Below are 25,337 nucleotides of genomic sequence, written 5' to 3'. Positions count from 1 at the left end.
AGTCGATCGCACCAGTTGATGTCGATCTACCGCTCCGGGACTGGCCGCGAGCGCCTCCACGAGTGCTACGACCGGGCGCTGGACGGGCTCGACGTGCCGATCGACGAGCGGACAATCGCGACGCGCCACGGCGACACCCACGTCCTCCTCGCGGGGCCAGCCGACGCCCCGCCCGTCTACTGCTTCCACGGCGGGAACGCCACGAACCCGATGACGCTGGCCTGGTACACCGACCTCGCGGAGGACTACCGGCTGATCGCGCCGGACACGATCGGCCAACCTGGCTACAGCGCCGAAACGCGGGTGAATCCGGTCGGCGACGGCTACGGCGAGTGGGTCGTCGACCTGCTCGACGCATTCGACTGTGAGTCCGCGCCGATGATCGGGACATCCTACGGCGCCGGGATCGTGCTGCGGACGGCAGCGCTGACGCCCGAGCGCATCGATCGTACGGCGCTCGTCGTCCCCGCGGGGTTCGGGACCGGCTCGATCGGATCGCTGGCTCGCGTGGGCGTGCCCGCACTCCTGTATCGCTACCTCCACCGGCAGTGGGCGCTCGATCGGATGCTCGACGCGATGTGCACGTCACTGGCGCCCGACCCGATGGTCCGCGAGACGATCGCGGCGTCGCTGCGCTACGTCGATCTGGAGCGGGAGTTTCCGACCGCGACCGCCGAGGAGTTGCAGGCGTTCGACGCGCCGACGAGGGTGTACCTCGGCACCGAGGATCCGTTCTTCCCCGCCGATCCGATCGACGCGCAGGTTCGCGATCGGCTCTCGAACGTCGAGGTCGAGACGCTCGACGAAGAGAAGCATATCCTCTCCGATGCTGCACAGGAGCGGGTAACGGGTCGAATTGGGGCGTTTCTCGGGGACTGAGCGACAGGCCAGGTCTGGTGGCCCTCTCGACCGGAACGACGTGGTGGTGCACCGTGGCCCACTCCCCCTGGTCGCACGCTGTCGGAGGTGCCTCGCGAGCTGGTGATCCGATCCACTGGTGACTGGTCGAAGGTGAACAGGACGCCGCAGTGATCGCCAGATGGGCCCACCAGCACGCAGCGAGCTCCCTGCGGCATTTATGACGCCGGCGCCCCTCGGTTCGGACAACATGGTCGTCGGCGACGTCTCCACTGGCACGGACGTACTGGTCATCGGCGGCGGGCCCGCGGGTTACACCGCGGCGATCCGCGGCGGGCAACTGGGACTGGACGTCACGCTCGTCGAGAAGGAGGCCTACGGCGGCACCTGCCTGAACCACGGCTGCATCCCCTCGAAGGCGCTGATCACCGCGACGGATCTCGCGGATCGCGCCGGCGACGCCGAGCACATGGGGATCCACGCCGACCCGGCGGTCGATCTCAACGCGATGACCGACTGGAAGGACGGCGTCGTCGACCAGCTCACCAGCGGCGTCGAGAAGCTCTGCAAGGCCAACGGCGTGAATCTGATCGAAGGAACCGCGACGTTCGCGGGCGAGGGGCGCGCTCGCGTCGCCCACGGCGGCGAAGGCCAGGGCTCGGAGACGATCGAGTTCGAGCACGCGATCGTCGCGACGGGCTCCCGGGCGATGGCCCTCCCCGGCTTCGACTTCGGCGACGAGCCGATCCTCGACGCGCGGCAGGCGCTGGCGCTCGAGGAGGTACCCGACTCGATGGTGATCGTCGGCGCGGGCTATATCGGCATGGAGCTCGCCGGCGTCTTCGCGAAGCTCGGTACCGACGTCACGATCCTCGAACTGCTGGACTCCGCGCTCCCGAACTACGACGACGAGCTCGCACGGCCGGTCAAGAAGCGACTCGAGGATCACGGCGTCGAGTTCCACTTCGGCGTCGGCGCGGAGGAGTGGACCGACAACGGCGACGGGACGGTGACGGTGACCGCCGCGGCGATGGACGGCGGAGGCGGGAGTGACGGTCCGTCGGGCGGCGGAGAAACGATGGCGGACGGCGGCGAGGCCGAGACGGCGGACCCCGGGGGAGCGAGCGATGCGGACGAGGACGCCGCCGACCCCGAGCAGTTCGTCGCGGAGAATGTCCTCGTCGCCGTCGGTCGCGAGCCCGTCACCGACACGCTCGGCCTCGACGCGATCGGCCTCGAACCCAACGAGCAGGGCGTCCTCGAGACCGACGATCGGGCCGAAACCGCCGTCGACGGCGTCTACGCCGTCGGCGACGTCGCCGGGGAGCCGATGCTCGCTCACAAGGGCTCCGCGGAGGGCAAAGTCGCCGCCGAGGTCATCGCCGGCGAACCCGCCGCGCTCGACCACCAGGCGATCCCCGCGGCGGTGTTCACCGAGCCCGAGATCGCGACCGTCGGCCTCACCGAGGACGAGGCGTTCGAGGAGGGAATCGACCCCGTCGTCGGCGAGTTCCCGTTCCGCGCGTCGGGCCGGGCGCTGACCGCCGACGAGTCCGACGGGTTCGTCCGCGTCGTCGCCGACGCCGAGACGGAGTTCCTGCTCGGCGGGCAGATCGTCGGCCCGGACGCCTCCGAGCTGATCGCCGAGATCGCGCTCGGGATCGAACTCGGCGCGCGCCTGGAGGACGTCGCCTCGACGATCCACACGCATCCGACGCTCGCGGAGGCCGTGCTGGAGGCCTGCGAGAACGCTCGCGGCGAGGCCATTCACACCCTGAATCGGTAACGGTGCGGGCGTAGCGCCGTCGAACCAGCGCTTAACTCGACGCGCGCCCAACGCCGACCGTGCCCCACGCCGGCTTCCTCCCGGATATCACGGCCCTCGGCGATTACACCTATCTCGCGACGGAGGTCGCCTTCGGTGCGCTCGCGCTCGCCCTGCTCTATCGCGCCGACGCCCTGCGGAAAGCCGGCTGGACGGTCCTCGCGTTGTACCCGATCGCGTACATTTGGGACTGGTACACGCTCCACGTCGGCGTCTTTTCCATCGAGGAGCGGATCGGCGTCGATCTGCTCGGCATCCCGATCGAGGAGCACCTGTTCATGCTCGTCGTCCCGGCGCTCGTCGTCGGGATCCACGAGAATCTGCACGGAGAGGACGGACTGCTCCGCGAACGGAATCCTGAACACGATTGATCACACGGAGGGCAAGACCGCCCTCGCTCGGTTAGACCGACCAGTCGTCGGGCGCCACCGGCTCGATCGCGATCCGCTCGGCGTCGGCGGCGTCAGCCGCGGCGCGCTCGAAGAGATCGTCGGGTTCGCGCTCGCGGATGCGGTCCAGCGAGCCGCCCGTCTCCGCGCTGTCGGGGGCGAACCGGTTGCAGCCCGCGGGGATCGTCGACTCCGCGAAGGTGTCGAGCGCCCGAGCGCGGTTCGAGATGTCGTCCTTGTCGCGGGTGAGCAGCGGCCGGTGGACCGGCAGGTCGGTCGCGGCGTCGGTGACCGCGAGGTTCCGGACGGTCTGGGAGGACTTCTGGCCGATCGCCTCGCCGGTAACGATCCCGGCAGCGTGCTGGTCCTCGGCGATCGCTTCCGCGACGGCGACCATGTAACGCCGGAAGGCGAGCATCCGGCCGCGATCGAGCGCGTCGGCGATCTTCGCGACCGACTCGCCCGCAGGAACGCGGTGGAGCTCCCAGTCCTCGCCGGGCGCGTGCCAGGCCAGCTTCCGAACGGTCTCGACCGCGCGGGCCTCGTGATCGGGGCCGCCGTAGTCCCCGAGGTCGAGGTACACCGGGACGATCGGGCTGCCCCGCCGCATGACCTCGTAAGCCGCGACCGGCGAGTCGATGCCGCCGCTGATCAGCGCGACGAGCGGCGCCTGCGTGTCGTAGGGCAGGCCGCCAGGGCCGTCGATCCGCTCCAGCGAGACGTAGGCGCGCTCCTCCCGGACCTCGACCTCGAAGGTCAGGTCGGGATCGTCCAGGTCGACGTCCGGCTCGACGTGAGCCTGCGCGCCGGCCGCGACGGCGTCGCCGCCGAACCGGCCGACGTCCTCGCTGGTGAAGGGATGGCCGTCATACGAGCGCCGGGCGTCGACGGCGAACGTCCCGCCGTCGTAGTGGGCCGCCGATGCGTCCGCGAGCGCGCCCTCGATCGCAGACTTGGTCGGCTCGACGGCGAGTGCGGCACTCGTCGAGACCGCGCCGAAGACGTCCGCCGCGGTCCCTGCCACTGCCTCGACGCGTTCCGGATCCGTCTCGAGGACAGTCCGCGCGTGGCCGACGTCGACGGTCGCTTTGAGGTCCCGATCGTCGAGGAGCGATTCGAGGTGGACCGCCAGCTTGTCACGCATCCGGGTCCCGACGGCGTGGCTCTTCGTGGCCAGGTCGCCGTAGCGCAGGAGGACCGTCGAGGCGCCCGGGGGGTGCATGGGCGTGCGTAGCTGGTTCGGGCGTTTAGCTTCATCGCACTCGGGGCGGCTCCGTGGGATCTGGACGTTGGACGGCCTCCCAGACCTGCGACGATCGACCCACCCACTACCGTACACCGACGAGCAGAACCTATAGGCGGTCCGGCGGCGTAGGCGCGGCCGAGATGTCGTGGTACATTCTGCTCCTCGCGGGCCTGTTCGAGATCGGCTGGGCGATCGGGCTCGAGTACTCCGATGGACTGACGAAACCGGTCCCGACGCTCGGCACTGCCCTCGCGCTCGTCGTCAGCATGGTGTTACTGGCGCAGGCGGTGAAGGACCTCCCTATCGGCACGGCCTACGCCGTCTGGACGGGGATCGGGGCCGTCGGAACGGCCTCGCTTGGCATCGTCCTCTTCGACGAACCGGCCAGTCTCCTCCGGGTAGGGTTCATCGGCGTGATCGTCGTCGGGATCGTCGGCCTCCACACAGTTTCCGGCGGACACTGAACCGGGGTCCGCACAGACCCCCTTGAACTATCCCGGTCGCGGACAGGAGCCGCTACCGGAGCCGCTCCTGCACGGTGACCTTCAGGATAGACTTCAGGATCGCGGCACCGCCCTGGATCGGATCGAGCTTCGTCTCGCCGGCGCGCTCCCGGTAGGGGATCGGCCGCTCGCGGACGTCGTAGCCCCGCATCAGCGGGCGGATCAGTAGCTCCGCGGAGAGCCCGGTGTTTTCCGTCCACTCGATCGCGTCGATGACCTCCTTGCGGTAGGCGCGCATGCCGGTCGTGGTGTCGTGGACGCGCCGGAGCATGAGGACGCTCGCGACGAGCGCGAACACCTGATTTCCGAAGCGGTTGAATCCCGGCATCGCGTCGGCGCCGGGCGAGATCCTGTCGCCGCTGACGACGTCGGCGCCGTCGTTGATCTCCGCGAGAAAGGCTGGCAGTTCCTCCATCGGGTAGGTGTCGTCGCAATCGGTCGTGACGACGATCGGCCGGTCGGGTGCCTGGACCGCCGCCGCGACGGCGACGCCGTAGCCCTGGGGCTCCTGCTCGATGACGGTGGCGCCGTGCTCGCGGGCGATCTCCGGCGTGCGATCGGAGGAGCCATCGACGCAGACGACCTCGGCCTGCCCGTCGGTCACCTCGTCGACGTCTTCGAGCACCGTGGCGATGGCCTCCTCCTCGTTGTAGGTGCCCATCACGACCGCGAGGTCCTCGAAGGTGTAGCCGTCGGCGTCGCCGCCGTCGGCACTCGACGCCGTCTCGCCCGTCCCGTCCGCTGCAACCCCGTGCTGGCTCATTACAATCGATTCGCGACCGGCCACGGTTAAGTTTTTAGGTTTGCCTAAAACGATGCGACGGCGTCACACGGGGGAGGGGACCGGAGCCGCGGAACGGAAGCGCGGACCGGTGCTACAGCGCCTCGTTCACGTGATCCGCGGCCTTCAGCGCGAGTGCCGCGATCGTCAGCGTCGGGTTGAGCGCGCCGCCGGTCGGGAAGACGCTGCTGGAGGCGATCCAGCAGTTCTCGAGGTCGTGCGTCTGGAGGGAGGCGTCGACCACGCTCGAATCGGGATCGCTTCCCATCCGCGTCGTCCCCATGTGGTGGTAGGCGGGGCCGGTGGCGTCCGGGCCCACGGTCCAGGTGATCTCCGCGCCCAGCGCCTCCAGGATCTCGTGCTGGACTTCGTTGGCCCGCTCGATGGTCCGGCGGGCACGGTCGCCAATCGACCAGTGGACGTCGGGAACGGGGTTGCCGTGGCCGTCGGTCTGTTCGGGGTGGAGCCCGACGTAGCTCTCCGCGCGGGGGAGCTGCTCGACGAGCCCGCCGACGGCGACGTTGTTGCCGTAGGACTCCTGGAGCCGATCGAGTAGCTCGTCGCCCCAGTCGTCGCCGGTGAGCGCGAGTTCGACGGGCGAGGGGCCGGCGTAGTTGAAGAACTCGAGTTTGAACGGTCCGACCTGTTTGTCGGCGTCGTCGTAGAACTGGTGGGACTCGCTGGTCATGAACCCGACGTGGTTCTGCCGGGTCGGCTCGTCGAGGACGCCGCCGGCACCGGCAAAGAGGTGATCCATGAAATATCGGCCCACCGCGCCGCTGGAGTTCGCGAGGCCCGCTGGGTAGTGCTCGGATTCGGAGAGCAACAGCAATCTGGGCGTCTCGACGCCGCCGGCCGCGACGACGAACGCCGACGCCTCCTGTCGGTGCTCCTCGCCGTCCGGCGTCGCGTAGACTGCCGCCTCGATCCGATCCGGGCCGTGTTCGAGACGCTGGACGGGCGCCCTATCGATCACGGTCGCGCCCCGCTCGATCGCCCGATCGGCGTGGACCGTCGCGTCGTACTTCGCGCCGGAGGGACAGACGGGCTGGCAGGTCCCGTAGCCGACGCACTGGCTCCGGCCGTCGTAGGACTCGGAGTTGCGCGCGTTCGGCACGGAGTGCATCGCGATCTCGGCCTCCTCGCAAGCCTCCGCGAACAGGCTGTCGCTGTAGGAGGGCGGAAAGGCCGGCATCGGGTGGGGCTCCTCGCGGGGCGGCGCGAAGGGGTTGTCGTCGGCGCCCGAGACGCCAAGCTCCGTCTCGGCGTCGGCGTAGTAGGGCCGGAGGTCGGCGTAGTCGATCGGCCAGTCCGGGCCGACGCCGCGCCGGGTTCCGGAGGCGAAGTCGTCCTCGTGGAGCCGCATCACCATCCCCTGCCAGTGGAGCGTCGAGCCGCCGATGCCCTTCGCCCGCGCGTAGTTGAGCGGGTAGAACTGCTCGCCCGTCGAGGCGTAGGCGTCGCGCTCGCCGCCGCCGTCCCAGACGTCGGGCCGGTCGTAGGCCGGCCGGATCGCGCGTTCCATCCGCTCGATCCGGTCGGCGTCGTCGAAGCGCGGGCCAGCGTCGAGCACGACGACCTCGTGACCCCGCGCCGCGAGTCGGTCGGCGACCAGGGAGCCCGCCGGGCCGGCGCCGACGACGCAGACGTCGGCACCGGAGACGGGGGTGCGGTCGACGTCGTCCTGGGTGGCAGTCGCGTCCGCCCCGGACGCACCGGTGACCGAGCGACCGGACGCCGCCCCGGATCCGCCCGGCCCGCTCATCCGTTCGGCCCCCGCTGGTAGCTCTCCAGGCCGCCTGGGTGACCCTGTGGGTTCTCGATTCCGACCAGCTTGCCGCCCGTCGGCGACGTGTAGAGCGCGAGCAGGAGGTCGTTCACGACGTAGTAGCGGATCCGCTCGGCGGTGGAGCCGTCGGGTGCTTCGTCGACGCCGTCCGCGCCGGTCTCCCGGAGGAGCGCGTCACGGTCCTCGGGAGGGAGCTCCGCGACCGGCGCGTCGTACCAGGCTCGAGCGAGTTCGTCGAGCTCCGCAACCGCTCGCCGGAGTCCCTCGCCGTGGCCCTCGCGGTCGATCCTGCCCGCGAGGAACCCCTCGACGAACGGCTCGATGCCCGTGACCTCGCTGGGGTAGAGCACCGCCGCCGCCGCGACCATCGTTCGGCGCACCTGCTCGTCGTCCGCGAGATCGCCGGCCGCAGTCCCGTCGTCGACGGATCGCTGCCACTGCCGAGCGCCGAGCGCGACCGCGCCGCCGGACCCCAGCGCCGCCAGCGCCGCGGCGGCGTCCCGTCTGGTCAGCTTCACGCGGGGGATTAGGCAAACCTAAACCTTATACCCGTTGGAACGGCTTCGTGCAGGTATGCCGGTGCGCGAGCGGCTGGGCAGCGCGGACGCGGAGCGACCGCCACTGCCACTGCTCGCGCTCAGCGGCGCGATCGCGCTCGTGGTCGTGTTTCCACTCGGCTGGCTACTGGTGATGGCCGCGGGGATCGACCCCGGGACCGCGTGGGAGCTGACGAGTAGCGAGGGCGCCCGGGAGGTCATGCTCAACAGCGTCTACCTGATGGTGGGCGTCACGATCGGCTCGATCTGCCTCGGCGTGCCGCTGGCCTACCTCACCGTCCGGACGGATCTGCCCTTCCGCCGATTCTGGACGATCGTCGTGGCGCTCCCGCTGGTGATTCCCAGCTACGTCGGCGCGTTCACCGCCGTCTCGGCGTTCGGACCGCGCGGGGAGTTCCAGGAGGTGCTCGCGCCGCTGGGCGTCGAGGAGATCCCGGAGATCTACGGGCTCCCCGGCGCAGTGCTCGTGATCACGCTCTACACCTATCCCTACGTCTACCTCACGACGCGAGCCGCTTTGCTGAACTTCGACGCCAGGCTCGTCGACGCGGCGCGAACGCTCAACCACGGCCGGCTCTCGGCGTTCTGGCACGTCACGCTGCCACAGATCCGCCCGGCGATCGGCGCCGGGGCGCTGCTGGCAGCGCTCTACGCCATCTCCGATTTCGGCACGCCCGCGATCATGCGGCTCCCCGTCTTCACCCGCGAGATCTACCGGGAGTTCAACATCTCCGGGCTGACCGAGGCCGCCGTGCTCTCCCTCCAACTCCTCGCGCTCGTCGTGCTCGTGCTCGTGCTGGAACGGTGGATATCGAGTGACGGCACCGCCAGCGAGGCCGAAACCGGCAGGGGACGGCCGGTCCGGCTCGGGCGCTGGCGGTGGCCGGCGACGGCGTTCCCGGCGGCGGTCGCGACGCTCGCACTGGTCGTCCCGCTGTGGATCCTCTACCAGTGGCTCTCGAGCCCCGGAACGACCCGCCGGCAGGACCTGGCCTTCGAGTGGGCGATGGCGTCGAACTCCGTCCAGATCTCCTTCGCCGCGGCCGTGATCGCGGCGCTCGCGGCGATCCCGATCGGCTACCTCTCCGCCCACCACGACTCCCGGCTCGGCGACCTCTTCGAGCGGGGGACCTACCTCGGCTTCGCCGTCCCGGGGGTCGTGCTCGGGCTCGCGCTGGTCTACTTCGGGACGCGACTGGTCCCGTGGGCCTACCAGGCACTCCCGCTGTTGATCTTCGGCTACGTCGTGCGCTTCCTCCCGGAGGCCGTCGGCAACGTCCGCTCGACGTCGCTGCAGGTCGACGGGCGGCTCGTCGAGGCCGCACGGACGCTCGGCGACTCGCCGTTTCGGGCGTTCCGGCGGGTGACGCTCCCGCAGATCCTTCCGGGGATCGTCGCCGGCGGTGCGCTCGTCTTCCTCACGACGATGAAGGAGCTGCCGATCACGCTGATGATCAAGCCGACGGAGTTCGAGACGATCGCGACGCAAATCTGGCGCGCCCAGGACGCCGCCTACTACCAGTACGCCGCGATGCCGGCGTTCATCCTGATGGTGATCTCCGGGCTCTCGATGGTCGTGTTGCTCCTTTCGGAGGGCGGCGAGCGGGGCCTGTGAGTCCCGGCGTGGCGGTCCGGGCTGCTCGTTTCGGTCGATTCCCTCCGTTCGGTCTCGTGGCCGCGGATCGAACCGCCTGAGTACACGGGGCGAACCGTAGGGGGTTTAAGCCACGCCGCGCAACCGTTTCCCCAAGGTGATTACGCATGGAGATGCCACGCCGCTTTAACACGTACTGCCCGCACTGCAAGGCACACCACGAGCACGAGGTCGAGAAGGTCCGAACCGGCCGGACGACCGGTCTCAAGTGGGACGCGCGCCGCCAGCGCGCCGGTCGAAAGGGCATCGGGAACCGCGGTCGGTTCTCGAAGGTCCCCGGGGGCGACAAGCCCACCAAGAAGACCGACCTCAAGTACCGCTGTGGCGACTGCGGCAAGGCCCACCTCCGCGAGGGATGGCGCGCCGGGCGCCTGGAGTTCCAGGAGTAACGATGGCGGGAGATTTCATCCGGGTCGAGTGCCCGGACTGTGAGAACGAGCAGGTCGTCTTCGGCAAGGCCGCCAGCGAGGTCGTCTGTGCGGTCTGTGGCACCACGCTCGCGACGCCCACCGGCGGTCTGTCGGCGGTCGACGCCGACGTCGTCGACGTCGTCGAATCCCGAGAGTCCCACTCATGAAGTACAGCGGCTGGCCCGAGCCCGGCGAGCTCGTCGTCGGCGAGATCGACGAGATCGAGGACTTCGGCGTGTTCGTCGACCTCAAGGAGTACGAGGACAAGCGCGGGCTGGTCCACATTAGCGAGGTCGCCTCCGGCTGGATCAAGAACGTCCGCGACCACGTCCAGGAGGGCCAGACCGTCGTCGCGAAGGTCCTCGACGTCGACGAGTCCAGCCAGCAGATCGACCTCTCGATCAAGGACGTCAACGACCACCAGCGCTCGGATACCATCCAAGAGTGGAAGAACGAGCAGAAGGCCGACAACTGGATGGAGATCGCGTTCCCCGACGGCGACGACGAGGAACTCACGGAGATCGCGAACGCGCTGCTGGCCGAGTACGCCAGCCTCTACGACGCCTTCGAGGAGTCGGCGATCCACGGCCACGAGGTGCTGGAGGACGTCGATCTCGAGGACGACGAGATCGACGCGATCGTCGAGGCCGCCCGCGAGAACGTCTCGGTGCCCTACGTCACCGTCACGGGCTACGTCGATCTCGAGAGCCCGGACGCCGACGGCGTCGACGACGTCAAGGAGGCGCTGCAGGCCGCGGAGGGCAACGGCGAGATCCCCGACGAGATCGAACTCGAAGTGACCTACGTCGGCTCGCCGGAGTACCGCCTCCGCGTCAAGGCGCCCAACTACAAGACTGCCGAGCGCGAACTCGAGGAAAGCGGTGCGCGAGCGGTCGAGGCCATCGAGGGCATCGGCGGCGGTGGGGAGTTCCACCGAGACCGCCGCACCGAAGACGAGTAGCGGATCAGCGGCCTGACGCGGCCACCGTTTCCACTTCGATGAAATCCGACATCCACGTCTGTTCTGTCTGGGAGTCCGCCCACGAGCGACCGATGTACACGCTCGGCGAGACGTGTCCCGAGTGTGGCGCAGAGGCGATCAACAGCGCGCCCGCTCCGTTTTCTCCGGAAGATCGGTACGGCGAGTACCGGCGCAAGGCGCGGCGGCGACGCGAGTAGCTGACTGGGCCGACAGGAGCCAACGGATCGGACGATCTCGTATTCGATATCGCACTTCCGTTCGTTTTCGACTCGACCGAAACAGATGGGACAGAGCGATCGCTCCCGCGACGATTACGCCGGGATGACGTCCAAGTCGTCGGCGTCACCGGGCGCGACCTGGATGTCGATCTCGACGGTGTCGTACCAGACGACCGGTCGCTTGGCCCTCCCCTGGTCCTCGAGTTCGACGAGTCCGAGCTCGGCCAGCTCGTTCACCGCCGTCGAGACGTTCTTGATGTCGCGATCGACCAGCCTGGCGAGATCGCGAACGCTCTTTGGCTCCTCCGTCGCAATCGTCCGGACGAGTTCGAGATTCTTCGCGCGCAGCACTCGCTCGAGTGCGTCTTCGTCGGGGAGACTGAGGACGTACTCGTCGTCGGTGGCTTCGTCGGTCTGCAGCTGGCGAACGTCCTCGAGCGCCGCCTCGAAGAACGCCGCCGTCGGTTCGACCGTGATGTGAAGCGTTTTCGTCGTCATGGATCAGGGGGAGACGTGGTCGGGAAGTTCGCGGATGAACCGCTGGAGGAGCGCTTCGACGCCCGGATAGTCGATCTCCTCGCGGTCAGTGCCTTCGTGACGCTCGTGGATGCCGTGATGGTTGCGTACCGAATGATCGGATCGTCGCTCCCTTTGGAGCCGAAGTGGAATGCATACTTGATACCCTCCGGGAATTTCTCGGACGGCGGAACGCGCAGCACGCGAATCCGTACGATCTCGTCGCCGAAGTCGCGGCGGCGTTCGCGAACGACCTCGACTGCACCGTCGCCGTCACGCTCCATCCTCGATTGATGGTATGTCTGCCATCAAAATAAATGTGTTGGTGAATTCACCATCGAACTTCCGATAACGAGTTTCGTCGTTCGACCGACAGCTCTGTGATCGGGGCACTGTACCATACGGAAGGAGCCGATCGCTCCAGTGCGAGTCGGACGATCGGAAAACGAAACCATGCAGGGACGCTGAAACCAGTCACCGGTACGCTTAGACGTAATCCAGATCATTCGTCACGGCGTCGAACGCCGTCACGATCACGGCGCCGACGATCGCGACCGCGATCGCCGCGACGAGCTCCACGGCGGAGCCGCCCATCGCGTTGCCGGCCATGCGCCCGGGCGGGAACAGGCCGCCGGCCATCAGCCCGACGAGGATCGCGATCGTCGTCGCGCGATCGCGCTCGAGTGCGCGATCGACCAGCCGGCCGATCGTCAGCAGGCCGATGACCGCGCCGGAACAGAAGGCGACGACGACGATTCCCGGCTCGATTAGCGCGGAGGGCGAGTCGCCGGTCGCGGTGCCGGCGAGTGCGGAGAGGAACTCGTCGAGCTGCCCGAGGAGATACTCGTACTGCCCGAGGATCAGGAGGAGCAGGGCGCCGGAGAGCCCGGGAAGGATCATCGCCGAAATCGCGATCGCGCCCGCGACGAAGACGAACAGCGGCGAGGGGTTGGCGAGGCTGACGGTGACGGTCGCGACGGCCACGACCAGCGCCGCGGCGACTGTCGCGAGCCCGGCCCGGACCCGCGTCCAGGGCACGTCGCGTCCGATGAGGACGACGGAGGCGGCGATCAGCCCGACGAAGAAGGCGCCCGTCAGGGCCCGGTGTTCCTCCAGCGCGATGGGGATGAGCTGGGAGAGCACGACGACCGCCGAGATCATCCCCGTGCCGAGCACGAGCAGGAAGGTAATGTCCATCTCGCGCCAGGCGTCGGCGAAGGCCGCCCGCGAGTCGGGGTCGTGGGGGCGCAGGAGATGCCGGAGTGGCGCGGGATGCAGCGCAGCGATCGCGCCGATGAGCCGGTCGTAGATCCCGGCGATGAGCGCGACGGTGCCCCCGGAAACGCCCGGCACCATGTCGGCGGTGCCCATGGCCGCGCCCTTGAGCACCGTCGTGAGGGCAGCGCGTGGCTTCACGAGGTTACCCCACGAGCGGCAGGTTCTGGAGCGGATCCACCGTCGCTCGGACCGGTGCTGCGAGGTCGCTCGCGAACGCCGAGAGGCCGGAACTGACGCCGTCGAACGCCTGCGTGACGCTGGCGGTGACGGCTGCCGTCGAGTAGCTGTTCGCCGTGGACTGGCTCTGTGCCGCGCTGGTCGTCGACGAGGCGCTCACGGAGTCCCCGGCCGGCGACCCGGCGCTCGTCGCGTCAGCGGACGAGCCACTGGCCGTGATGGCCGAGGAGCCACTCGCAGTGTCGATGCTCGTCGCGTTGCCGGTCTGGTTGCCGCCGTCGGTGCCGTTCGTTCCGTTCGAGCCGTCGGAGTCCTCGACTTCCTCGAGGTCGACGTCGATCGTGTCGCCGTCGTAGATCGCCTGTTCGGGGACGGAGACGTTCTCCGCCTCGGCTTGAATATTCAGGAAGTTCCCGGCGCTGACCGTGTAGGTGCCGTTCGCGAGCACGGAGCTGTTCGTGTAGCCGTCCTCGGTCCCGAGGTCGTTCGTCGTCGCGTACGGGACGGTGATCGCGAACTGGCCGTCCTCGCCGACGGTAGTGGACTGGGCGTACGTGAACGTGCGGCCGGTGTTGGTCTCGAGCTCGACGGACGCCTGGACGGTCTGGTTCGGCTCGGCCTCGCCGGTGATCGTCGCGCCCTCGACGCGCTCGTAGGTCTTGACCGCGGACTCCGAACGGATGTCGTACGGAACGTACGGCCCAGTGCCACTGCTGATCGAGCTGTAGACGCTCGGGTAGTACTGCTGGAGCGTGCCGATGTCGATGCCGACGAGCCCCGTGCCCTCGAGCCCGTTCTGGGTCTGGCGGGCGATCGAGAGGACCGTCGACTGGGTCGGGCTCTCGTAGACGAGCCGGTAGTGCTCCAGCGCGTTGGCGTTGGCCTGACCGACCGAGCTCCCGTCGTTGAAGTACATCCGGGCGAGCATCGTGCTGTCGTACTGGTCGCTCAGCGCCGGCAGTGAGACGGACGAATCGTTGCCGGTCGGGAACTCCTGCTGGCCGTAGTAGGCGCCGCTTCCCGGGCCGGTCCACTCGGTGATCGCGCTGAACTTCCCGCCGGCCATCTGGTCGTCGATCATGACGTAGCGAGTCTCCTCACCGGCCTCCTGTTCGGTGCGGGCGTCGATGGCAGCCTGGAGTTCGGACTCGTTGGCGCTATACAGGGCACCACCCCCGATCTCGCCGGACGGGAGCGCCTCGAGATACATGTTGGCACGTGATTCGTTGGTCTCCTGGAAGTACGCGCTCGCCGACGTCGCGCCTTGCTGGAAGGGGTTCGCAACCGGAATTCGTTCTCCCTCGGTGGTGATCCAGTGGCCATAGTCCCACCACGACATCACGCCGTAGGCACCCTCGGGATACTCGTAGTCGTCGATGGAGTCGTAGGGCCCGTAGTAGCTCATTTCGTTGTCTGCACCGCCGTAGGTGCCTGGCACGGGCGTGTTCTCCTCCATCCAGTCGAGGTTGTCGTCCCAGAAGACGACGCTACCTGGTCCGTTGTTCTCAGCCTGCTCCGCGGAAGTCGCGACTGCGAGCGGCCCAGCGATCGGGACGACGAGGAGCATGATCACGGCGATGATCGTCAGGACCTGATAGGTCTGTATGTCCTTGAAGTCGGCGAGCGACGGGAAGGCAGCGAGGCGGGCGATCTGGACCACGAGCCAGCCGTTGAGCACCGCAACGGGGAGCACGAGGTAGTAGTGGAAGCGAACCTGTGTCAGCGTCATCAGCAGGACGAAAATCGTCCAGACCGCGATGAGGAGGTACTCCTCCTTCGGACGCTCGGCGAGGAATCCCCTCGCAGTCATCCAGAGGAGCGCACCGAGTGCGGTGAACGCCGTGAACCCGTACCCGTTCCAGAACTGCTCGCCGACTGGCGGGCGATTGTCGGCGAACATCGACTGGGCCTCGCTGATGGTGAGGGTGTTGTCCGACTGGCCGAGGAACAGGATGCGCTCCATGTTCGTCCAGACGGAACGTACGAGCTCGGGGAGGACCAGCCAGAGCACGCCGATCGTAACGATGCCGAGAACGCCGATGACGGCGGGGTATCCCCACGCCTCCAGATCTTCCCGCTCCCAGTAGCGCGCGAGGGCGCCCATCACTGCACAAGCGGCGGCAACGCCCGACAGTGCAAGCACCTGAAGGAGCGAGAGAGTGGTCGTCGTCGCCTCCAGTGACTGAACGAACGGTAGCGTGACCACGAGCGCAACCGTGAGCGAGATTGTACCGGTGAACGCCAGGTGCTCGGGACTCCGACCAGTCGCCACGGCGAACGTCATCGCGATCACGAAGAACACGCCGAAGATACCGACGAGGACCACGCCAGAGGGCCACGTGAGCAGATACGCGGCGAGAGCGATCCCAGCGAGAGTGCTCGCCGTGACCGTCGGTTTGAGCCCATCCCAGTCACGATCCTGGACCTGCTCGAAGACCGGGCGTTCTCGACGGACTTTCGAGAGCGCATACACCATGCCGAACACCGCGATCGCCATCATCAGCGACTCGGCGATGTGGTGATCGTAGAAACCGACGGTGCCGCGCCGGACCCAGCCACCCTGTGGGATCAAAGCGAGGATCACTGCGGCCGTGACGCCACCAATTCGTGACCCGGAGAGCTGTTTGGCGAGGAAGTAGACCGGGACCGCGATCAGAGCAGCGATGACAGCAGGTGCAACCACCGCGACGATAGCGATCTGTCGAGACGATGGATCGCCGAGCCCGACGATCAGTGCGGCGGTGCCGACGACCTGATCCATCAGCGTTCCGTACTGGCCCACGTTCGACCCGAACGGGAACTGTGTCCAGGCGTCCCCGTAGAGTCGTCGCGGCCAGTTCTCGACGGTGTACGTCGTCGAACGGAGGTGATAGTACGGGTCGTTACCGCCGAGGTAGACGGTGTCGTCTCGCACGAAATTGTCGTAGGCCCGCGTCCGGGCCCAGAGCATGAACGCGACGACGGCCGCAATCGCGGGAACGTGATACCACCGCTGGAGGGTCTCGGCGATCGCGTCGGGGTTCGCGATCCGATCGCCGTCGGACTCGGCACTCATTACGCAAAGTGGAGTCACAAACGGGGAATAAGCCTTGTGAAAGCCAATTTAGTGATGGTCCCGTTCCCCGCGAAAAAGAGGGCAGTATAGAGAGCCGTTTGGGAGAACGTTGGCGGGAGGCGCAGGGAGGTGAGACGAATATGACGTTTGCAGCCCTCAGCACCAGCGTTCCAGTAGAGAAAATGGTAAAACGAGTGTCTGCTCCGCACCGCGAACTCCGAAGACGAGAAAAAGAGCCACGGCGGAACTGGCTGTAGAGCGTTGGGTCCATTTGAAGACTCCACTAGTGGTAAGTAGGGGTCGTTCCCTACACAGAACTATGCCAAACACCGTCGTCGTCGGACTCGACGGAGCAAACTGGGAATTACTTCAGCCGTGGCTCGATGATGGCGACCTCCCGAATCTAGGAGAACTTCGCACGTCCGGCGTGGACGCGGATTTGCAGAGCTGTCTACCTCCCGTCACCTGTCCGAACTGGCGATGCTACTCGACGGGGAAGAATCCCGGCAAGCTCGGCGTCTACTGGTGGGAGAAGATCGACGCCGAAAACCGAACGCTTTCGACGCCGAACTCTCGATCGTTCAAGAGCGCCAACTTCTGGGACTACCTCAACGAAGACGGCCAGACGGCGGGCGTCGTCAATCTCCCGATGAGCTATCCGCCCTTCGAACTCGACGAATTCATGGTCGCCGGCGGACCTGGAAGTGAGCAGGAGGACTATACAACGCCACCGGAACTGGGCGACGAACTCGACGCGGCGGGCTACGACGTCCATCCAGCGGCCGCTGTTACGTCGTCGGACGACACTGACGCCGCCGAAGCCATCGTCGACCTCATCGATCAGCGATTAGAGACATACCGCAATCTATTGCAGGACCGGGACGTCGACGTGGCTCACTGCACGGTGTTCTACGTCAACGTCCTTCAGCACTACTTCTGGCGCGACGAACCGACCCATCGTGCCTGGCAAGTAATCGACGATCATCTGGGAGCGATTCGTGAGGAACATCCCGAAGCAACGCTCGTACTCCTCTCGGACCACGGCTGTGCGGAGATCGACACGATGTTCTACGCGAACGCGTGGCTCGAACGAGAGGGGTTCCTCCAGACGAAAACGGACGCAACGTCCGCGTTCGATCGGTTCGGAGTCAACAAGAAGCGCGTTTCAAAGATCGCCGAGCGCTTCGGAGCCCGGAATTTCGTCGCGACGATCACACCCGAATTCGTCAAGCGACGCGTTCCGATGGACGAGGAGGGTGCAAAGCGAGAGCAGAAGCTCGAACGCGTGGACTGGTCCAACAGCAGAGCGATCGCGAGCGGCCAGGGATTGATCTACGTCCTCGACGACTCCGAGGAGACCCGAAACGAGATCATGGATCGGCTGAGCGACCTCGAGAGCGACGTCTCCGGGACGCCCATTGCACGCGAGGTATTGACCCGGGAGGAAGCGTACGAGGGTCCATACGTCGAGGACGCTCCAGAGATCGTATTCGATCAGACGCCAGGGATTCACACCAGCGGTGCGATCGGGGACAACCCCGTCTTCGAGGACGTTAGCCACTGGCGCGCCGAGAACGTCCGAACCGGCCTCTTCCTCGCTGATGGCCCCGACGTTGTGACGTCGGACGTGGACGGCCCAGTCGACATCACGGCAGTCGCTCCGACCGTCCTCCACTCCGTCGGCTGTCCGGTTCCCGACGACGTCGACGGCGAGCCGCTCCAGCTCTTCGATCGCGGGGAACCGACCTACCGCGACCCAATCACACCCGAGTTCGTCACCGGAACAGGGAGCGAAGAAGTCGAAGACCGACTGGAGGATCTGGGCTACCTGCAATGACGGTCTGTGTCACTGGCGACGTCCACCACATGTCGCTGGGGACGCGCGACCAGGAGTACATGGACCGGACGGAGGTCGAGGTCGCGATCGAGTACGCGGAGATCGCTGCCGAGTACGACGTGCCGGTGACGCTGTTCTGTACTGGGAAGTGCGCCGTCGAGGAGCCGGATCGGATGCGCGAACTGGCCGCGATGGAGAACGTCGAGATCGGGGGGCACAATTTCTACGCGTTCGATACGGTGGTGCACAAGGGATGGCGGGGGCTGGCGAAGGTTACGGGAGGACGCGTGGGATCGTGGAACGGACCGCGGCGATTCCAGTCCTGGGAGATCGGGAAGACGATCGCGGCGTTCGAGGAGCTGGGGATCGAAATTACGTCGTGGCGAGATCACGCGTACCGGCACGACGGTCGGACTGCATCGCTGCTTGCTGAACACGAGGTCACACACTTTTCGGACGCCAGGGGTCCCGACGAGCGCCTTCGACGCGAAGACGGCCTCACTGTCGTCCCGATAAACACACCCCCGGACCACGAACACGTTTTTCACGCGTTCCGGCAACCTGATTCCGAAGCAGTTCGCACGTTCGAGGGACCGTTCGGCTCCGAATCGATGTATCCCGACGATTGGACCGAGTGGGTACTCGAGCACGTCAACGACGTCCGCGACACCGCAACGGTTCTCGGGCATCCGGCGTGTCTCTGGCTCGCCGACGAGTTCGAGTCGTTCACGAATCTCTGTCAAACCCTCCGAAACCGCGAATCCGTGCAAATGCGTGATATCGGCGTGGCACCCGCAGGCAGGGGCGGCCGGTCGACGGAACCGACCGATACACAGCAGACAACTGAAGTATGAATCAGAACCACGTCCACGTCGGATTCGTCGGCGGCTTCGCCATCGCTGGCAACGTCAGGACGCTCCTCGAAAACCTGCGACGGCTGCTGCGAAGCCAGCCAACGGAGTTCGAGTGCGATCTACTGCTGGCGGACGGCGAATCCCTACCCGCGGGCTATCGTGGCATTCGAATTGATGCGCCGCCCGTGAACACGGCACGCGAGCGAATCACCACGTTGTCGCGCGCGATTCGGCGCTACGTCGGTCGTGAGTCTCCGGACGTGCTCGTCCAGCTCACGAAGTTCCCGACACACGGAACGGCCGTTGCGATCGCTGGCAGACTAAGTGGGACACCGACGATCACACGGCTCGCTGGCGACAACTTTCGGGAACACAAGTTCGTCCGAGGGCTTGGAGCCAGAGCCAAGACGTTTGCTCTGAAGAACGTGATCGGGCTCGCCGCGGTCCACCTGCCGAACGCGGTGATCGCACTCGGTCCCCAGGGCCGCCGCGATCTGGCGAAACGGCTTCGACGCCGGAACGTCCGGGAGATCCCGCAGCCGATCGACCGAGAGCAGTTCTTCCCGGTCGAAATCCACGAGCGCGAGCAGATCCGAGAGGAGCTCGGGATGCCAGCGCTCGGTGATGGACGAATCCTGTTGACCGTCGGCCGCGTAAGCCGCCGGAAGGGTGCCGAGACGATCCGTAAGGTGGCCGACGAGCTGCCCTCGGACATCCGGTGGTACGTGGTCGGCGATGGACCGATGCGCGAGGAACTTTCGAGCGTCGACCGGGTCCGGGCCGTCGGTCGCGTGCCCCACGACCGGATCGCGGACTACTATCGGGCGGCAGATCTCTACGTTCATCCGTCGCTACACGACGGGCTCCCGAACGTGTTGCTGGAAGCTACTGCGTGTGGAACGCCGTCGATCGCTCGCGACGTCGGGGAGTGTTCGACCGTCGCGACGGAGACCTTCGACGACGAGGACCAGCTCCCCGGACTGGTACTCGCTAACTATCCCGAGCCTGAACTGCCGGGAAGGTTCAAACCGGATCGCCTTGGAGGAGTCTACGAGGATCTGCTTGCCAATTCAGACACGGCGTGACCCGAACGCATACCGTGTAAGGTGCCTGCGGAGTAACGGGAGAGTCATCACCTTTAGGATAGATACCAGGTGAATACAAAGATACCAAGCTCCACTGGTAGTTTGTCTCGGCCTCGATATCATTGGCTATGCCGCCAGCGCGGGCTTGCAGGTCGTAAGAAGCATTGATGGTACCGAACTACCATCTAGAACCGTTCATGAATGCTGTATGGCCTCGAAGCGAGGATATCGTCGTGCCGTCGAGTATCTCAGAGAGACTATGGAGTATGACGACATCGCTATTCCACTTCAGGAATGGAGTCGAAAACGGCCGCAGTAGCATCGGGAGCAGTTCAATTGGGGCTGGCAACGCTGGGGATGGGTCAAAGTTGTCGCCAACTCCGAAAACGTAGAGACATAGATTACCTCTGGGGTGCTATCGGTAGCCCAGCGCCTCGAGACGAGCCTCCGTTTCGCCGGAAACACCCCCATGCCGATCCCTGACGGCGTCGTCGGCCCGTTCGAGAGGAACGAATGCATCCGCGAAACGATCCCCGACATCGGTATCTAGGTACTCGGTAGACCGGACATGGGTGCAGTCGAGTCGCGCCAATCGATCCCCGGTAGTCACGTACTTCAGGACGCGATCGTCATGGCGCTCGTAGACGACGCGTGCGCTGCCCTCGTACGCTGAAATGTCGACTCCGTCGGGCACGCTTTCCCGGACGTGGGGCGGCAACGACCGCAGCGAGGCGAGAACCGGCCCCTCTGGCACGAATCCATCGTGGCTCCAATCGCCGTTGATGACGTCGTCGACGACTGCGGGAAACTGCGACAAAGTTGCAGGCTCCTTGACGTGCATCTGCTCGCGCTGACCGGGGAACTGCACGACCAGCGGGACTCGAAGTACGCCCTCCTCAACGCCGCCGGTGGAGCCGTGCCCGATCGACGGCGCGTCGCGGACCTCGCCGGGTTCGCCAAACCCTTCGCCATGGTCGGCCGTAACCACGACGAGGGTGTCCTCAAGGTCGCCAGCGCGCCGCAGGTGCTCCAGTAGCCGGCCGACTTCGGCGTCGGCCTGGCGGATTCCGCCATCGTAGCAGTCTTCCAGATCCTCCAGCGTCTCAAGGGGCTCCGAGCCGCGGACGAAGTCCCAGACATAGTCGTTGACCGACGCGGCGAGAGCCCGCGCCTTGGCGTCCGCCCATTGGTCGTGCTCCGAACGAGGCTGATATGGCGTGTGCGCGTCCATGTAGTTGACGCAGGCCGCCCAAGGACCGGACCGGTCCTTGTGCCAGTCGACGAACCGGTCCGTGAAGAGCTGGCCGTCCACAGTCGTGTCGCCGGGCAGCCAGTCGGTACTGGCCGCCTTCACGGCGAGCCCGTTGACCAGCGAAGTGCCGAGCGTCCCGTCGCGGCGGGCCGCCACGAGGAACTCGCGGACGCCAGCGTCCTCCGCGAAGTCGTAGGGATTCAGCGCCTCCGGGTAGGGGAGCCGCTGCTCGCCGGCGACAACCACGTCGAATGCGTCGGAAAGTCCGATCGGCGCCTGTGTGAGGTAGGAGTTGTACGAGAAGACGCCGGTGTCGTAGCCCCGCCCCGCGAGACGATCCCATACTGTGGCCTCAGGGTCGATGGCCTTCTCGGTGCTGTTCATACCATGTTCGGCCACGTGGAGACCGGTGAAGATGCTCACGTGACTCTGAACGCTGCCAGTTCCCGGCGCACGGGCCTGCGTATAGAGCGTTGCATCCTCTGCGAACGTCTCGAGGCACGGCGTCGTCTCCCGGTCATACCCGTAGAGACTCGTGTTGCGGGCGCGAACGCTGTCGAGGACGATCAGCAACACGTTCGGTGGCATTTCCCCTATACTATCACAGGGGCCTGTATATCGCTATTGATCAGTCGTGGACCGGATGGCGCTAGTGATCGGTCAATCGGTCCGCGAGCCCCCCAGGCTGAAACCGGCTAGCGGATCCGACGTGAGCCGGCGACCGAGTCGACATCTCGATTTATCCGGGCACACAGGTCCGGAGCTGGCGCGTGACCGCAGAGCGTAGCGAGTCAAGGCCGATAGCGTCGACGAACTCCTCTGGGTGGCGGTGTAACTCTAGGAGGCGCCGGAGGCCGAGCAGCTGGAGTGCGTCGAGTTGGAGCTCAAGCAAACGGACCTGCTGGTCGTAGTGCCGGATATCGCCCGCGCCGTACTTCTCGAGGATCTGCTTGCTCTCGGCGGCCATCTCGTCGGAGACCTGCTCGGTCTTGCGCTCCTCGTGCTCGCGGTGGCCGTATAGGAGGTCGGGTACGTAGGTGAACGTCGCTCCGTGGCTCGCGCCGCGCAGGTAGAGTTCGCGGTCGCTTACGTGCCGGTACTCGTCGTTGAGGCCGAGCGACCGGAACGTGTCGCCGTCGGCGAACACGATGATCGCGAAGTTCGACAGAAGGAGCCGCTTGTGCGTCGGCCACGGATACGGCACCTTCACCTGCTTGACAGTCCCCTCGGGCCCGAGAAAGGCGTGGGAGCCGTAAACGAAGTCCGTCTCTGGCTTCCGCTGGAACGTCGACACGACGCGGCTGATGGCGTCACGCCGCGGCAGCACGTCGTCGGCGTTCAGCCAGACGACGATGTCGCCGTCGGTCTCCTCGAGCCCTCTGTTGACCGCCCTCGTCATCCCGCGGTTCTCCTGGCGCACGAGGCGCAGTTCGTGGTCGTGATCGAACTCCCGGACGAGCTGTGGCGTTTCGTCGGTTGAGCCGTCGTCGACGACGACGTGTTCGATCCGCTCGTACTCCTGCTGGCTGACGCTGGAGAGCGTCTCCGACAGGAAGCCACGCGTGGCCTCGTTGTACGCGGGGGTGACCACGCTGACGAGTGAACCTCGACGACCGTCTCCGGACAGCGACCTCGTTCCCATTACAAGAACCGTCGGTGCTTTCCTACATACCTATTGTGACGCTAGAGTCGCGGCGATCGTGCTACGTCTCGACAGCTACTAGCGTTCGCAGTGGGGCATCAGTGACGTCGGGCTCTGCATCGCGTATCGGCGTTGTGCAATGACCAGTTTCCGCCGTCGCATGGTTTGTGGTCATCGGTACCACCTCGGCCATCGGTCACCGGCCCTCCGATCTGCCATTCGCGAGAAAGCGAAAGATAGTCGTCTACCCTCGTCGATTCAACTTTTCATGGCAAACGTTCTGGTGACTGGAGGACTCGGCGCAGTCGGTTCCCCACTCGTCAACGAGCTGGAGGACAGAGGCCACGATGTCTGGGTAGCCGATATCCCCTGGAACGAGCGAGATCAGTACTACCGGGTGGACGTTAGCGAGTACCGGCAGCTCGCCAGGATCTTCGAGGATCGCGAGTTTGACTACGTCTACCACCTTGCGGCGGAATTCGGCCGCAAGAACGGCGAGGACTACTACGAGACGATGTGGAACTCCAACGCCGTTGGAACCAAACACATGATCAGGCTCCAGCGCGAGCACGGGTTCCGTATGATCTTCTCCTCCTCCAGTGAGGTGTACGGCGACTACGACGACGTGATGGAGGAGTCGGTTCCCAGGGAGGTTCCAATCAGGCAACTCAACGATTACGCTATATCGAAGTGGGTGAACGAACTCCAGATCCGCAACGCCGCGGATCGGTCCGGCACCGAGACAGTCCGCGTCCGGCTGTTCAATACGTACGGACCCGGTGAGCGCTACAGCGAATACCGGAGCGTAGTGGCGAAATTCTGCTACCACGCCCTCCACGACCAGCCTTACCACGTCTACGAGGACCACCATCGTGCGTTCACGTACGTTGAGGACACGGTCGAGACCCTGGCGAACATCGTCGATGCATTCGAACCTGGCGAGGTATACAACGTCGCCAGCACCGACTACCGCAACATCAAGGAGCTATCGGACATCGTCCTCGACCACCTCGGCAAGGACGACTCAAAAGTCGAGTACAGGGGGCGAGAAGAGCACAACACGCTGAACAAGCGACCGAGTATAGAGAAGGCCAAACGGGATCTCGACCACGACCCTAGCACGCCGCTTGAGGAAGGTATTCCAGAGACCATCGAGTGGATGCGAGACGTCTACGATGTCTGATATCCAAAAAGTCGTCGTCGTCGGGACAGGGTTCGTCGGGCTCCCCCTCGCACTGGTACTGGCCGACAACGAAACCGATGTCGTCGGCGTCGACATCGACGAGAACCTGACGCAGGCGATCAACGACGGCACGCTGAACCTCGACGAGGACGAGCTCCAGTCGCTGCTCGAGGACGAGACCGTCCAGGAGCACCTGATCGCCCAGAACACGCCCGAGTCGGGCGACGCGTTCGTGATCTCGGTGCCGACACCACTGATCCACCCCGAGAAGAGTCCCGACCTCTCGCACGTCGAGGCCGCCATCGAGTCCGTGCTCCCGCACCTCTCCGAAGGCGACGTGCTCAACATCGAGTCGACGCTCCCGCCTCGCACCTCCGACACGCTCGTTACCGACCTCCTCACCGACGCCGGGCTCGTCCCCGGCGAAGACGTCCACCTGGCGCACTCCCCCGAGCGAATCCTCCCTGGGAACGTGTTCCACGAGATCGTCCACAATGATCGCGTGATCGGGGGGGCAACCCCGGAGTGCGCCCGCCAGGCCGCCGAGATCTACGAGCCGTTCCTCGAGGGCGAGGTGTTCCAGACAGACCTCGTCTCCGCCGAGCTGTGCAAGCTCATGGAGAACACGTACCGGGACATCAACGTCGGCGTCGCCAACGAGTTCGCACTCATCGGCGATGAGCTCGGCATCGACATCCACGAGGTCATCAAACTCGCGAACAACCATCCCCGCGTGGACATCCTCACGCCCGGCATCGGGGTTGGCGGGCACTGCCTTCCGGTCGATCCCTGGTTCCTCGAGGAGGTCGATCCTGAGCACACGAACCTGATCACCACTGCCCGCCGGGTGAACGAACTGATGCCGCCGCGAGCCGCGCGACAGATCCGTCGTCTCGTCGCCGATTACACTGATCCGCAAATTCTCGCTCTCGGCAAGTCCTATAAGCCCGGCACGTACGACCAGCGGAACAGTCCCGCCAACGAGATCGTCGAGGATCTACTACTCGACGGGTACGCCGTCGCCCAGTACGACCGCCACGTCTCGGAGGCCGACTACGGCGACCTCCGCACGCTCGTCGAGCGCGAGGAACCGGACGTGATCGTTCAACTGGTCCACCACGAGGAGACCGTCGCGGAGCTGGACGGCCTGACGGACTGGCTCGCCGACCGCGGCGTCGAATCCCTCCGGTTCGAGGGCGCCGCGCTCCGGCCGATTGGCGGGGACTGAGTGCCCCAGCTTCCGACA

The 25,337-nt window shown here is 66.0% G+C and carries 24 protein-coding genes; 14 read left to right on the top strand and 10 right to left on the bottom strand.

Annotation, left to right across the window (positions count from 1 at the left end; genetic code table 11):
* Positions 1-18 precede the first annotated feature (18 nt).
* From ACZ5KP_RS10820 to ACZ5KP_RS10810, 3 genes are all read left to right on the top strand, one after another.
* Positions 19-879 (top strand): alpha/beta fold hydrolase, encoded by an 861-nt coding sequence (locus tag ACZ5KP_RS10820; protein ID WP_460921549.1) that lies wholly within the window; start codon positions 19-21, stop codon positions 877-879.
* Positions 880-1,108: 229 nt separating this feature from the next.
* On the top strand, positions 1,109-2,644 hold the full coding sequence (locus tag ACZ5KP_RS10815; RefSeq protein WP_460923403.1) for a dihydrolipoyl dehydrogenase family protein: 1,536 nt from the start codon (positions 1,109-1,111) through the stop codon (positions 2,642-2,644).
* 59 nt (positions 2,645-2,703) lie between these two features.
* Positions 2,704-3,054: a lycopene cyclase domain-containing protein gene (locus ACZ5KP_RS10810; protein ID WP_460921552.1), complete on the top strand. Its 351-nt coding sequence runs from the start codon at positions 2,704-2,706 to the stop codon at positions 3,052-3,054.
* Between the two features lie 31 nt (positions 3,055-3,085).
* Here ACZ5KP_RS10810 and ACZ5KP_RS10805 read toward each other — a convergent pair whose 3' ends face one another.
* The gene (locus ACZ5KP_RS10805) at positions 3,086-4,294 is read right to left on the bottom strand and encodes a tRNA sulfurtransferase (protein ID WP_460921555.1); all 1,209 of its coding nucleotides are present in this window, start codon (positions 4,292-4,294) and stop codon (positions 3,086-3,088) included.
* Between the two features lie 164 nt (positions 4,295-4,458).
* Here ACZ5KP_RS10805 and ACZ5KP_RS10800 point away from each other — a divergent pair, with 164 nt between their 5' ends.
* On the top strand, positions 4,459-4,782 hold the full coding sequence (locus ACZ5KP_RS10800; protein WP_460921558.1) for a DMT family transporter: 324 nt from the start codon (positions 4,459-4,461) through the stop codon (positions 4,780-4,782).
* 52 nt (positions 4,783-4,834) lie between these two features.
* Here ACZ5KP_RS10800 and ACZ5KP_RS10795 read toward each other — a convergent pair whose 3' ends face one another.
* From ACZ5KP_RS10795 to ACZ5KP_RS10785, 3 genes are all read right to left on the bottom strand, one after another.
* Positions 4,835-5,482: a dolichyl-phosphate hexose transferase gene (locus ACZ5KP_RS10795; protein WP_460923405.1), complete on the bottom strand. Its 648-nt coding sequence runs from the start codon at positions 5,480-5,482 to the stop codon at positions 4,835-4,837.
* Positions 5,483-5,696: 214 nt separating this feature from the next.
* Entirely contained in the window at positions 5,697-7,367 is a 1,671-nt protein-coding gene (locus tag ACZ5KP_RS10790; protein ID WP_460921561.1) for a GMC family oxidoreductase, read from the bottom strand.
* Positions 7,364-7,909 carry a gluconate 2-dehydrogenase subunit 3 family protein gene (locus ACZ5KP_RS10785; protein ID WP_460921564.1) on the bottom strand — a complete coding sequence of 182 codons (546 nt, stop codon included), beginning with the start codon at positions 7,907-7,909 and terminating at the stop codon, positions 7,364-7,366. The genes ACZ5KP_RS10790 and ACZ5KP_RS10785 overlap by 4 nt, the downstream gene beginning before the upstream one ends.
* Positions 7,910-7,964: 55 nt before the next feature.
* Here ACZ5KP_RS10785 and ACZ5KP_RS10780 point away from each other — a divergent pair, with 55 nt between their 5' ends.
* The 5 genes from ACZ5KP_RS10780 (at position 7,965) to ACZ5KP_RS10760 (ending at position 11,191) form a co-directional block, all read left to right on the top strand.
* A complete protein-coding gene (locus ACZ5KP_RS10780) occupies positions 7,965-9,563 on the top strand; it encodes an ABC transporter permease (RefSeq protein ID WP_460921567.1) in 1,599 nt (532 codons plus the stop codon).
* A 146-nt stretch (positions 9,564-9,709) separates the two neighbouring features.
* The gene (locus ACZ5KP_RS10775) at positions 9,710-9,991 is read left to right on the top strand and encodes a 50S ribosomal protein L44e (RefSeq protein ID WP_460921570.1); all 282 of its coding nucleotides are present in this window, start codon (positions 9,710-9,712) and stop codon (positions 9,989-9,991) included.
* Between the two features lie 2 nt (positions 9,992-9,993).
* Positions 9,994-10,179, top strand: a complete 186-nt coding sequence (locus ACZ5KP_RS10770) for a 30S ribosomal protein S27e (protein ID WP_460921573.1) — start codon at positions 9,994-9,996, stop codon at positions 10,177-10,179.
* Positions 10,176-10,973 (top strand): translation initiation factor IF-2 subunit alpha, encoded by a 798-nt coding sequence (locus tag ACZ5KP_RS10765; RefSeq protein WP_460921576.1) that lies wholly within the window; start codon positions 10,176-10,178, stop codon positions 10,971-10,973. The genes ACZ5KP_RS10770 and ACZ5KP_RS10765 overlap by 4 nt, the downstream gene beginning before the upstream one ends.
* A gap of 38 nt (positions 10,974-11,011) precedes the next feature.
* Entirely contained in the window at positions 11,012-11,191 is a 180-nt protein-coding gene (locus ACZ5KP_RS10760; protein ID WP_460921579.1) for an RNA-protein complex protein Nop10, read from the top strand.
* 114 nt (positions 11,192-11,305) lie between these two features.
* Here ACZ5KP_RS10760 and ACZ5KP_RS10755 read toward each other — a convergent pair whose 3' ends face one another.
* The 4 genes from ACZ5KP_RS10755 to ACZ5KP_RS10740 form a co-directional block, all read right to left on the bottom strand.
* Complete coding sequence (locus ACZ5KP_RS10755) at positions 11,306-11,710, bottom strand: HVO_A0114 family putative DNA-binding protein (RefSeq protein ID WP_460921582.1); 405 nt, start codon at positions 11,708-11,710, stop codon at positions 11,306-11,308.
* Positions 11,707-12,012 carry a hypothetical protein gene (locus ACZ5KP_RS10750; RefSeq protein WP_460921585.1) on the bottom strand — a complete coding sequence of 102 codons (306 nt, stop codon included), beginning with the start codon at positions 12,010-12,012 and terminating at the stop codon, positions 11,707-11,709. The genes ACZ5KP_RS10755 and ACZ5KP_RS10750 overlap by 4 nt, the downstream gene beginning before the upstream one ends.
* 202 nt (positions 12,013-12,214) lie before the next feature.
* The gene (locus ACZ5KP_RS10745; RefSeq protein ID WP_460921588.1) at positions 12,215-13,144 is read right to left on the bottom strand and encodes a DUF368 domain-containing protein; all 930 of its coding nucleotides are present in this window, start codon (positions 13,142-13,144) and stop codon (positions 12,215-12,217) included.
* A gap of 4 nt (positions 13,145-13,148) precedes the next feature.
* A complete protein-coding gene (locus tag ACZ5KP_RS10740) occupies positions 13,149-16,238 on the bottom strand; it encodes an oligosaccharyl transferase, archaeosortase A system-associated (RefSeq protein WP_460921591.1) in 3,090 nt (1,029 codons plus the stop codon).
* 319 nt (positions 16,239-16,557) lie between these two features.
* Between ACZ5KP_RS10740 and ACZ5KP_RS10735 the strand changes: the two genes are divergently transcribed.
* Genes ACZ5KP_RS10735 through ACZ5KP_RS10725 form a run of 3 tightly spaced genes read left to right on the top strand, consistent with a single transcriptional unit; the run spans position 16,558 to position 20,014 of the window.
* Positions 16,558-18,075 carry an alkaline phosphatase family protein gene (locus ACZ5KP_RS10735; RefSeq protein WP_460921594.1) on the top strand — a complete coding sequence of 506 codons (1,518 nt, stop codon included), beginning with the start codon at positions 16,558-16,560 and terminating at the stop codon, positions 18,073-18,075.
* Entirely contained in the window at positions 18,072-18,929 is an 858-nt protein-coding gene (locus ACZ5KP_RS10730) for a hypothetical protein (RefSeq protein ID WP_460921597.1), read from the top strand. The genes ACZ5KP_RS10735 and ACZ5KP_RS10730 overlap by 4 nt, the downstream gene beginning before the upstream one ends.
* The gene (locus ACZ5KP_RS10725) at positions 18,926-20,014 is read left to right on the top strand and encodes a glycosyltransferase (protein WP_460921601.1); all 1,089 of its coding nucleotides are present in this window, start codon (positions 18,926-18,928) and stop codon (positions 20,012-20,014) included. Before ACZ5KP_RS10730 ends, ACZ5KP_RS10725 begins: the two co-directional genes overlap by 4 nt.
* Positions 20,015-20,429: 415 nt before the next feature.
* On the opposite strand, the gene ACZ5KP_RS10720 is transcribed toward ACZ5KP_RS10725, so the two are convergent.
* Entirely contained in the window at positions 20,430-21,854 is a 1,425-nt protein-coding gene (locus ACZ5KP_RS10720; protein WP_460921604.1) for a sulfatase, read from the bottom strand.
* Positions 21,855-22,005: 151 nt separating this feature from the next.
* Positions 22,006-22,857: a glycosyltransferase gene (locus ACZ5KP_RS10715; RefSeq protein WP_460921607.1), complete on the bottom strand. Its 852-nt coding sequence runs from the start codon at positions 22,855-22,857 to the stop codon at positions 22,006-22,008.
* A 319-nt stretch (positions 22,858-23,176) separates the two neighbouring features.
* Between ACZ5KP_RS10715 and ACZ5KP_RS10710 the strand changes: the two genes are divergently transcribed.
* On the top strand, positions 23,177-24,091 hold the full coding sequence (locus ACZ5KP_RS10710; RefSeq protein WP_460921610.1) for an NAD-dependent epimerase/dehydratase family protein: 915 nt from the start codon (positions 23,177-23,179) through the stop codon (positions 24,089-24,091).
* Entirely contained in the window at positions 24,084-25,319 is a 1,236-nt protein-coding gene (locus tag ACZ5KP_RS10705) for a nucleotide sugar dehydrogenase (protein WP_460921613.1), read from the top strand. Before ACZ5KP_RS10710 ends, ACZ5KP_RS10705 begins: the two co-directional genes overlap by 8 nt.
* Positions 25,320-25,337: the final 18 nt, after the last annotated feature.

The organism is Salinarchaeum chitinilyticum (genome assembly GCF_055390775.1).
This window is presented reverse-complemented; position numbering and strand designations above follow the sequence as displayed.

Bases quoted from the DNA above. Each gene is read 5' to 3' on its own strand.
- ACZ5KP_RS10815 (WP_460923403.1), top strand. From the start codon at position 1,109: ATGGTCGTCGGCGACGTCTCCACTGGCACGGACGTACTGGTCATCGGC.
- ACZ5KP_RS10765 (WP_460921576.1), top strand. From the start codon at position 10,176: ATGAAGTACAGCGGCTGGCCCGAGCCCGGCGAGCTCGTCGTCGGCGAG.
- ACZ5KP_RS10775 (WP_460921570.1), top strand. From the start codon at position 9,710: ATGGAGATGCCACGCCGCTTTAACACGTACTGCCCGCACTGCAAGGCA.
- ACZ5KP_RS10755 (WP_460921582.1), bottom strand. From the start codon at position 11,710: ATGACGACGAAAACGCTTCACATCACGGTCGAACCGACGGCGGCGTTC.
- ACZ5KP_RS10760 (WP_460921579.1), top strand. From the start codon at position 11,012: ATGAAATCCGACATCCACGTCTGTTCTGTCTGGGAGTCCGCCCACGAG.
- ACZ5KP_RS10750 (WP_460921585.1), bottom strand. From the start codon at position 12,012: ATGGAGCGTGACGGCGACGGTGCAGTCGAGGTCGTTCGCGAACGCCGC.
- ACZ5KP_RS10770 (WP_460921573.1), top strand. From the start codon at position 9,994: ATGGCGGGAGATTTCATCCGGGTCGAGTGCCCGGACTGTGAGAACGAG.
- ACZ5KP_RS10800 (WP_460921558.1), top strand. From the start codon at position 4,459: ATGTCGTGGTACATTCTGCTCCTCGCGGGCCTGTTCGAGATCGGCTGG.
- ACZ5KP_RS10740 (WP_460921591.1), bottom strand. From the start codon at position 16,238: ATGAGTGCCGAGTCCGACGGCGATCGGATCGCGAACCCCGACGCGATC.
- ACZ5KP_RS10725 (WP_460921601.1), top strand. From the start codon at position 18,926: ATGAATCAGAACCACGTCCACGTCGGATTCGTCGGCGGCTTCGCCATC.
- ACZ5KP_RS10820 (WP_460921549.1), top strand. From the start codon at position 19: ATGTCGATCTACCGCTCCGGGACTGGCCGCGAGCGCCTCCACGAGTGC.
- ACZ5KP_RS10790 (WP_460921561.1), bottom strand. From the start codon at position 7,367: ATGAGCGGGCCGGGCGGATCCGGGGCGGCGTCCGGTCGCTCGGTCACC.
- ACZ5KP_RS10730 (WP_460921597.1), top strand. From the start codon at position 18,072: ATGACGGTCTGTGTCACTGGCGACGTCCACCACATGTCGCTGGGGACG.
- ACZ5KP_RS10805 (WP_460921555.1), bottom strand. From the start codon at position 4,294: ATGCACCCCCCGGGCGCCTCGACGGTCCTCCTGCGCTACGGCGACCTG.
- ACZ5KP_RS10795 (WP_460923405.1), bottom strand. From the start codon at position 5,482: ATGGGCACCTACAACGAGGAGGAGGCCATCGCCACGGTGCTCGAAGAC.
- ACZ5KP_RS10710 (WP_460921610.1), top strand. From the start codon at position 23,177: ATGGCAAACGTTCTGGTGACTGGAGGACTCGGCGCAGTCGGTTCCCCA.
- ACZ5KP_RS10780 (WP_460921567.1), top strand. From the start codon at position 7,965: ATGCCGGTGCGCGAGCGGCTGGGCAGCGCGGACGCGGAGCGACCGCCA.
- ACZ5KP_RS10735 (WP_460921594.1), top strand. From the start codon at position 16,558: ATGCCAAACACCGTCGTCGTCGGACTCGACGGAGCAAACTGGGAATTA.
- ACZ5KP_RS10720 (WP_460921604.1), bottom strand. From the start codon at position 21,854: ATGCCACCGAACGTGTTGCTGATCGTCCTCGACAGCGTTCGCGCCCGC.
- ACZ5KP_RS10705 (WP_460921613.1), top strand. From the start codon at position 24,084: ATGTCTGATATCCAAAAAGTCGTCGTCGTCGGGACAGGGTTCGTCGGG.